Here is a 9068-nt window from a genome sequence, read left to right as displayed (position 1 = left end):
GGGGGGCGTGAGCCCAACGCCATAACTAACCCCGCCTTGTCAATTTATTAAAAAAGTGCGAGATTTTTTTCTATAAGTTTTAAAAGTAATTTAAAAGCCTATTTTTTAGATATATAATCATTTAAGTTATATTTAAGAATATACTATTATACTAACGCAAAAATAAAATTAAACTTTACTTAAAAATGGTATGTTTTGAGCAATTAGGGCTCATAACCCGAAGGTCGGGGGTTCAAATCCCTCTTTCGCAACCATTTTAGCATAATTAGAATACTTATTTAATATATAAATCTTTATCAGACTTCTTTTTTATATAAATGTTTAGAATTTTAACATCTTTGAACTTAAAAAATTCTTAAAATAGTTTAGTTTTATTTTACTTTGAAAATGTTGTTTTTTTATGTTGATTTATTGCTTTTCTTAAGTGAAACTTAATAAGGTTAAAATGCCTATTACATAGGCATTTAAGGGGCGAATTTTTAAAATCTCGCAAATTTGTATAAATAAGACAAGGCGGGGTTCGTTACGGCGTTGGGCTCACGCCCCCCGCCATAACTCACGCCCTTTATTGCTCTTTTTACATAATTTAGCATTATATTTTATAAACTCTAAGATATAGCTTTTAAATAAGCGTAATTAAGCTTAAAGTTATTAAGGGCTGATAAGAAAGAGTTATCATTGTTTTTAGTAGATTTTTGAAATAAAGGGCGTTTTTATGCGTTAGAATAGATAGAGTGTGAAAAACTTCGTTTTTCAATGCTTCCACTCACACGCTTTGGCGTGTTCGTTGTTAATTAGGGGTAAACCCCTAATAACCCCAATTGAAGTTTTTTTATTTACTCGGCTTTCTGTAAATCATCATTATTATTAGGAATAATAATACTTTCTAAAATGCTATTAATTACCATTTTTGAAAGGTTTTTATTGCGTGTTAAATAGTGATGAGTAGTAGTAATGTTAGCGTGTCCTAAGGTAAGCATTACGCTTTCCATACTAAGTCCTAAATGATTAATAGCATAAGTTCCTATTAAGTGCCTTATGTCGTGAAGTCTCATTTTTGGTAGATTGTTTTTATTTAAAAAGTTATTCCAAGCTCTGCGTAAATCTATATATTTATTTGCTGTATCTGGGTTTGTGAATACATAATCTTTAGGTGAGTTAAATAGAGTATTTTTATAATGCTCTTTTAATCTATATTTTAATAAAGGGGTTAAAGAATATTCCATAGTTTTAGAGATTTTACAATTTTCGGAGCGTATTATATAGCTTTCATTTATAAAATCTATATCTTTCCACTTAAGGCTTAATACTTCGTTTTTTCTTCTTCCGTATAAAAAATATTACTATATTTATCTTTATTATTAACAATTGCTTTAATTATATTCTTTTGAATATCGGTTGTATGTCTAAAATAAAGTTATTTTTGGTTTATAGCCTTTTTTAGCAATTTATAAAATATCTTACTAAAAACCTTAAACTTAATTTATATCTTGATTAGCTGCAAAAAATCTCATTGTTGCAATCTCATCTAACTCTAACGCTTGTTTTTTTTCAAATTCTTTTTTCTTTTTTTTAATTTCTTCATCGTGTAAGTATTTTATTTTCTCATAATCTAGCGAAGCTTTTTTATACAAATGAGTAAAATGCACTATCTCTTTTTCACATAAACTAATTTTTTCTAGTAATTCTTTTTGTTTATTTAAATTAAAAAAAATCGCTTCATTTGCTAATTTTATTTCAAGTATAGTTTTTGGTTCTGGATATGTGTCTAATTCTTTTTTTACTAATTCAAATTCTTGCTCAATTGCAGTTTTTTTAAGTTTTGCTTTATTTAAAGCAAGCTCTGCATTTTGTAAAGCTTGCTTTTTTACACTTAATATTTGTTTAAATTTCATAAAATGATTGTATCTTCACGCTCAGGAGAAGTAGAAATCATTTTTATTTTTACACCAACTAATTCCTCAATTTTTGAGATATATTTTTTCGCATTTACAGGTAAATCATCGTATCTTCTAATTCCATAAATTTTACCAAAGCCATCAACACTTTCATAAATTGGTTTTACATTTTCTAAATCAGCTGGAACATAATCAATTATTTCGCCCTTATATTCATATGCTTTACAAATCTTAATACTATCAAAATTTTCTAAAACATCTAATTTCATTAAAGCAAGTTCGCTAAGCCCATTTAATCTAGCAGTATATCTTACAGCTACTGCATCAAACCATCCGCAGCGTCTTTTTCTACCTGTGCTAACACCTATTTCTTTTCCTATTTCGCCTATTCTTTCGCCCTGCTCTGTTTTATCTTCTGTAGGGAAAGGTCCGTGTCCAACTCTTGTAGTATAAGCTTTTACTATTCCTATTGATTTGCCTGCTTCATAAGGACTTAATCCTAAACCACTTAAAGCTCCTGCAGCAATAGTTGTTGAGCTAGTTACATAAGGATAAGTTCCGTGGTCAATATCTAATAAACTACCTTGAGCACCCTCTAATAAGACTTTTTTATCTTCATCTAAAGCTTTCCATATAAGTCTTGTAGTATCACAAATAAATGGCGCTAACATTTCTTTATATCTTTTAAGATTAGCTAAAAGCTCATTTGCATCAGGAGCATTTACACCTAAAGTATCAAAATATGGTTTATTTATCACAAAATCTTTCAAAATTGCATTACAAAGTTTTTCAGGTTCAAGCAACTCACTTACTCTATGCCCGCTTCTTGAAATCTTATCAGCGTAGCAAGGTCCTATTCCTTTACCAGTCGTTCCTATTGCATTATCACCTTTAAATTTTTCTTTAGCGATATCAATTTGTGCATGATAACTTAAATTAAGATGAGCTCTATCACTAATAAATAATCTACCTTCTAAATTATCAAATTGAGCCATTTCTGTAATTAAAACTTCAGGATTTAATACAACCCCATTTCCTATTACATTTTTGCAACGATGATGCAAAATACCACTAGGTAATAAATGTAAAGCATAACGAACTCCATCAACCCAAATAGTATGACCTGCGTTGTGTCCTCCTGCACTCCTACATACAAAATCATAGTTAGCACATAATTTATCTACAACTTTGCCTTTACCTTCATCTCCCCACTGAATACCTACTAATATGTCAGCTTTGCTCATATATATCTCCTATAAAAATATTATTTCCGTTTTCATACATTTGCATAATTTTATCTCTATTTTTTTCTTTCACTAAAGATACTAATCTACTCATATAATCTGCTTTAATAGCCAATTCTTCATTAGTAAAATCAAAATTTCTAATATTATTTAAGAATTTATCAAAATCTAAATTATCAAAAGATTCATTATTGTTAATTCTATTGCCAATTACTTTATAGTAATATTCGCAATACAAAATATCTAAATTCTCATTATTTACAATTCTATTTTTGCAAAATACAACAAAATTATCCAATTCTGCTGGGTCGTATTCTTGTCTAAAAATTAAACAATATAAATTCTCACCTAAAGAATTCTTAGTTACAACATAGCTTAATTTATTAGGATGCAATATGTTATTAAAGTCTTTTAAATAAACAATATCCTTAATAAAACAAGTTTTGCCATCTAATATATTTGCAATAATTTTATCTTGTTCTTTTGCTAACAAGTCTTTTAAATATATCTTAGGTACATTTTGAGTATTTAATAAATTTCTTAGTTCTTTATTGGCACTAATACATTTAAATTCTTTATCAAATATACCTATGATAGAATTACTTTGTTTATAAATATCACTAAAAGATATAGGTTCTTTTATTTCATCTTCTAATATATCTTGTTTTAATAAAGCAAGATGAGCTGTTATATTTAAAAATCTAGCTTGTTTACTATCATAATTATAATCTCTTGAAATATTAAAGCTAACTTTAAATTCTGCATATCTACCATTATTTTGTCTTAAATATAAATTTTGTTCAATTACTTTAGAATAATTTGTAAAACTATTATCTTTAAGATTTTTTAATTTTAATAAAAATTCAATATAAGCAGGATAGCTACTTTTATGTAAAAGCTCTTTAAAATAAGTATAACTTAAAGCTGTATAACCTAAAATTCTATCTATATTTTTACTACAACTTCTTATTTTTAACTTACCACCTTTAAGGGTAAAATTCATAGTAATAATGAAACTTTTTTCTAAAGCTTCATATTGAGATTTAATATTTTCATAACTTTTACTAACCATATTAGTATCTAAAATCATCAAAATATCGTAGCAAAATCTCTCTGATCTCATAACGAATGGATATATTTTAACTTCTTTAAAGTCTTCTCCATTCACATAGTGTTCAGTTTGTATATAAAATCCTTGATTTTTAATAGAATTTTGCATATTGTTTGCAAAATTTATCGGGTCTATAATGGTATCTCTTTGCTCTTTTTTACCAAGCATATACAAATTCATTTTAGACATACCTGTAATTTTTTGATTATAAAAATCAAGTGCTGATTGATTTGCTTTAAAAATCTTAGCCGTAAAAGCATCAATCATTAGCATAGGAATTGTGCTTTTACTAAACATAGAGCTAAGTCTTTGTTCTAATTCTCTATATTCTTTTTTAATATCTTTATATTCAAGAACTGAAAATGCCGTTTGTTTTTGCAAATCTTCTAAATCAGAGCCTTCTATTAGCTCAAAATTTTGAAACTCATCAATATCGCTAGCACCTTGTAAATCATAGCAATACCTTACTTGTCTTACTAAACCATTTTCAACCAACATAGAATCAAGATAAGCGTTCCAAAAATACATAACTAATATTATTAGCAAAAATGCACTTAACACAAAATAATAATTAAAATACTCGCTTACAGATATAAAGCTTCTCACATTAAAGCCGCTATATTCTACTTCTTTAATAATATTATCAGAATTACTTGCTGTTTGATAAATTCCAGATAAATACCAATAGTAACTAAACTCATTTACATTGACAGATAAATCTAATTTTGATTGATTACTTGAATACAAAACATTACCAAAAGAATCTACTAATATATAATCAGTATTAAATTTATTCACACTTTTTAAAAGTTCTTTTAAATCAAGCTTTGCAACCAAAAATGTATTTTTATTATTCTCTAATTTTTTTGCAAAATATATGCTACTTTGTAAGTCTTTAGTAGTAATTAATTCGCTAATATAAGTAGTTTTGCCAGTTAAATTCCTAGTATTAATTTCTATAAATTTTTTTAAAGGGTCAACTTCATCACTGCTAATTTTATCTAAAACTTCTCCATCTTCATTAAGATAATAAAATGCTGAAAATGTATTTAAGTCTAAATTTTTTAAACTAGGATTCATCTCAAGTGCTTTTGAATATAAATCTAGTCTAATTTTATGCTGTTTTATAGCATTTTGAATACTATGAGAAATCAATTTGTTATTATTAATTAGTTTATCATTGACTGTTGTAAAATTTACATAAAAACTAAAAAATAATACTAATACAAGTAAAATAAAAGTAATAAAAAAATTTTTTCTTAAAAGCCAAATTATATTATTAAACTTAAGCACTTAAATCCTTCTTTGATAATTCGTTTTTAAAATAACCCTTAAAATATAAACTAATTATAAGTGATGGTAATAAAAACAAAGAACCGCATAATAATAAAATCATAACTAAAACAGTCAGTAATCCAAAATAAATAGTAGGTGTAAAATTAGAGCTCATCATAAGACAAAATCCTAAAACAATAGTGCAAGTTGTATAATAAAGTGCTGAACCAATACTTTGATGACTTGCCCTAATAGCATCATTTAAATTCCTTTTTTTGATTTCTTCTTTAAATCTATGAACATAATGTATTATATCATCAACTCCAATTCCAATAGAAATTGCTGCAATTGTAATACTCATTAAATCAAGACTTAACCCGCTAAAAGCAATAATCGCAAATAATAATGAAATAGGAATCAAATTAGCAATTATTCCAATAATACTAAATCTTATATTTCTAAAAATTATTAAAAATAATGCAAATAAGCTAAGTATAACAAAATTAAGAGTATCTACTTGAGAGCTTATAAGTGAGCTTAGCATATTGTTATAAAGCACCATAACTCCACTTACTTGAATATTTATATTATCATTTTTTGTAAGTTCTCTTAAATTATCATTTAAATCTTTTAAAAATTTAGCTCTTTTTAAAGTTTTATCACTATCAACCATTCTAATTGCTATTCTAAATTCTTTTGATTTTTCGTTGTAATATGGATAAATAATTTGCTTTTTAGTGCTTTCTTCAAGGTTATTTTGCAATATATTTAGCAAAAAGCCATCAATATCTTTACCATTATTCATAGATTTTGCAAAATCTAAAAGCGAATAAAGGCTTAAAACACTGCCTACATAATTTTGATTTTCTAAGAAATTATGAATTTTTTTTAGAATTTCTACTTTTGATGGTGTTAAATAGTACTTATCACTATTATCTAAAAATTCAGCAAACTCATCAGCTTGTTCATCGTCTTCATCGTTAAATTTAACAATTACATCTAACGGAAGCGTTCCACCTAGTTTTTCATCAATTAATAATAAACCTTTTTTAATATCACTACTATCTTTAAAATAATTCACAAAACTATTTTCAGCACTAAGCTTTGGAATTGAAACAATAGCAAAAACAACTATTATCAAGCTTACAAAATATACTATTTTTCTATGATTTATTGCAGTATTTGCACAAAACAATAAAAACTTAGGCTCTTTAGCAAAATATACATTTTTAAAATCTTTTTTTGCAAGTAACAAATAAGGCAAATATAAATAGCATAAAAGCAAACTAACACTAATACCAATGCTCATCATAACGCCTAATTCACTAATAGGTTTTATTCCTGAAAAAACAAGACTTAAAAACCCAACTACGGTTGTTAAAATAGCATAAAAACTAGGTTTTGCCTTAGCTAATAATGTGTGTCTTACTTGTGTTAATCTATCTGTATTTTTATTAAAGTTTATAAGTTCTGAAAAATGAGATAATAAATGCACTATAACAGAAATTGTAATAATTAAAACCAATGCTACATAATTACTTGAAATAACGGTTATATTATAACCCAAAATCGCCAAAATTCCCGTCGTGCTAAAAAGAGAAATTAAGCATATAAACATACAAACAAATACAAAATACAAACTTCTAAAAAATATAAAAATAGCAATTGATAATAATACAAACAACCCTATTCCATAAACATATAAATCAGATTTAACATAAGTAATCATATCACTTGCAATAACGCTCATCCCACCTAAAATCAAATCATTATCAAGCGCAAATTGCTTTAATGTAACAATCAAATCATCTGGATTGTTTGCATATATTAAAAAATCAACAACTGAATAATCTTTGCTAATTAAATTCTTTAAATAAAATTTATTTTTACTTATTTCATCTTTAGCTTTTAATAAATTAGCTCCTTCATTTATACTTTTTCCATCACTTAAAAATAATGGAGCATTTAAAATACTAAGAACTGATTTAACACCATCTATTTTTAATAGTTTTTTCTCTATATTTTGAAGTTTTTCAATACTTTCAATACTAAAGACATCGCCTTGGCTTTTATAGGCTAATACTAAAAAATCTTGAGAACCAAAAGTTTTTATACTTTCATTAAATAGTTGTAAATCCTTATCATCTTCTAAGAAAAAGCTAGTTGATTTTGCTTCAACTTCTATCTTAGTAGAATAATATGATAACCCTAAACAAAGTAAAAGAGTTATCATAAAAACTTTTTTAGAATTTACAAGAAGAAAATTAATTATTTTATTCATTTAAGCTTTTCAAATAAGCCATTAATTCCACTCTGTTTTATAATATCTAAAAACTGAGCTCTATAACTAGCTATTAAACTTGTATTTAAAATATCAATATCATATAACTTACATTCGTTATTGATAATTCTAAACTTAAATATCATTTCTTTAACTTGTTCTTCATACTCAACTTTCATATTTGCCTGACATCTTTTATCATCTACATTAGTGCTTGTTAATTCAAGGCTACTACCTTTAACCAAATCAATTTTAGATGAAAAATCTTTTTTAAGTCTTTCTATAAAAATATTTTGAAATTCTGCTAATTTTTCAGCACTTAACTCATTAGCGTTTTTTGAAAGAACTAATTTTGTCATTAATTCAATATCTAAATCATCTTTTAATAAATTAAATAAATCTTGTGATTTATCATTGCCATCACCCTTAAAGATATCTTGTATTTTTGCAACATCTAAAACAATGTCATCTTTAAAAGTATCAATTTTGTAAGCATATAAACTTGCTAAGCTTAAAGCTATTATTAATAATTTTTTCATTCTAATTCCTTTCGGTTTTTTTCATAAAAATCCCTTATTGTTACATAAGGATTTATACTTTTATAAGCTTCATTAATTAAAGCAGAATTACTACTTGTTTTATCAATCAGCCCAAAAGTAGAAACGCTAATACTAGCATTATTAGTTAAATAAAAATTAGGCTTTAAAGCATAATCAAACGGCAAAGCCAAAGCATCTCTTACATTTGAAGGTCCTAAAAATGGTAAAACAATATGCTCTCCTGGTGGAACACCCCATCTAGCAAGCATCAAGCCAAAATCACTTTCTTTTTCATATTTAAAAGGTCTTAAAATACCACCTAAACCCAATGTGGTATTACCTAAAAATGCTCCTAATTCAGCAGTTCCTGATTTAAATTCTCCACTCAAGTATAAAGTAATAAATCTAAGCGGAGACCCTAAATTGTGGAAAAAATTATTAACACCTTTTTTAACTATTGGAGGAGTGATAGTATTGTAAATATTGCTAAGTGGTCTTAAACTCATATTATAAACTGCATAATTAAAACTAGTAACAGCTTTATTGTAATTATAAAATTTATCTACTCTTTCTACTTGATTAAATTCTGCTTCAAAATCATCAATTTCGTTCGCAACTACTAGCGTAATCAAAGAAAGGATAAAAAATAATTTTTTTATCACAAAATTACTCCATATTTAGTATTTTTGGCAAATAATAACAAAAAAATATTAAGAACAA

The 9068-nt window shown here is 26.1% G+C and carries 6 protein-coding genes and 1 pseudogene; all 7 read right to left on the bottom strand.

Annotated features, from left to right (window positions below; translation table 11 throughout):
- Positions 1–836 precede the first annotated feature (836 nt).
- Positions 837–1316 (bottom strand): annotated as a pseudogene (locus tag AVBRAN12647_RS06130) (tyrosine-type recombinase/integrase); the annotation flags it as partial.
- A 162-nt stretch (positions 1317–1478) separates the two neighbouring features.
- Entirely contained in the window at positions 1479–1895 is a 417-nt protein-coding gene (locus AVBRAN12647_RS06125) for a hypothetical protein (protein ID WP_214117182.1), read from the bottom strand.
- Positions 1892–3142: an adenylosuccinate synthase gene (locus AVBRAN12647_RS06120; RefSeq protein WP_214117184.1), complete on the bottom strand. Its 1251-nt coding sequence runs from the start codon at positions 3140–3142 to the stop codon at positions 1892–1894. The genes AVBRAN12647_RS06125 and AVBRAN12647_RS06120 overlap by 4 nt, the downstream gene beginning before the upstream one ends.
- On the bottom strand, positions 3129–5546 hold the full coding sequence (locus AVBRAN12647_RS06115) for a hypothetical protein (protein WP_336614849.1): 2418 nt from the start codon (positions 5544–5546) through the stop codon (positions 3129–3131). The genes AVBRAN12647_RS06120 and AVBRAN12647_RS06115 overlap by 14 nt, the downstream gene beginning before the upstream one ends.
- The gene (locus AVBRAN12647_RS06110) at positions 5539–7761 is read right to left on the bottom strand and encodes an efflux RND transporter permease subunit (protein ID WP_336607321.1); all 2223 of its coding nucleotides are present in this window, start codon (positions 7759–7761) and stop codon (positions 5539–5541) included. Before AVBRAN12647_RS06110 ends, AVBRAN12647_RS06115 begins: the two co-directional genes overlap by 8 nt.
- Before the next feature lie 44 nt (positions 7762–7805).
- Positions 7806–8348, bottom strand: coding sequence for an MlaC/ttg2D family ABC transporter substrate-binding protein (locus tag AVBRAN12647_RS06105; protein ID WP_336607851.1), 543 nt, complete (start codon positions 8346–8348; stop codon positions 7806–7808).
- Positions 8345–9010, bottom strand: coding sequence for an MlaA family lipoprotein (locus tag AVBRAN12647_RS06100; RefSeq protein ID WP_336607323.1), 666 nt, complete (start codon positions 9008–9010; stop codon positions 8345–8347). Before AVBRAN12647_RS06100 ends, AVBRAN12647_RS06105 begins: the two co-directional genes overlap by 4 nt.
- Positions 9011–9068 lie beyond the last annotated feature (58 nt).

It is taken from the genome of Campylobacter sp. RM12647, from assembly GCF_020138135.1.
In the GTDB taxonomy this organism is placed as follows: domain Bacteria; phylum Campylobacterota; class Campylobacteria; order Campylobacterales; family Campylobacteraceae; genus Campylobacter_E.
The sequence above is the reverse complement of the archived record's forward strand: the minus strand, read 5'-3'. Positions and strand labels throughout refer to the sequence as shown.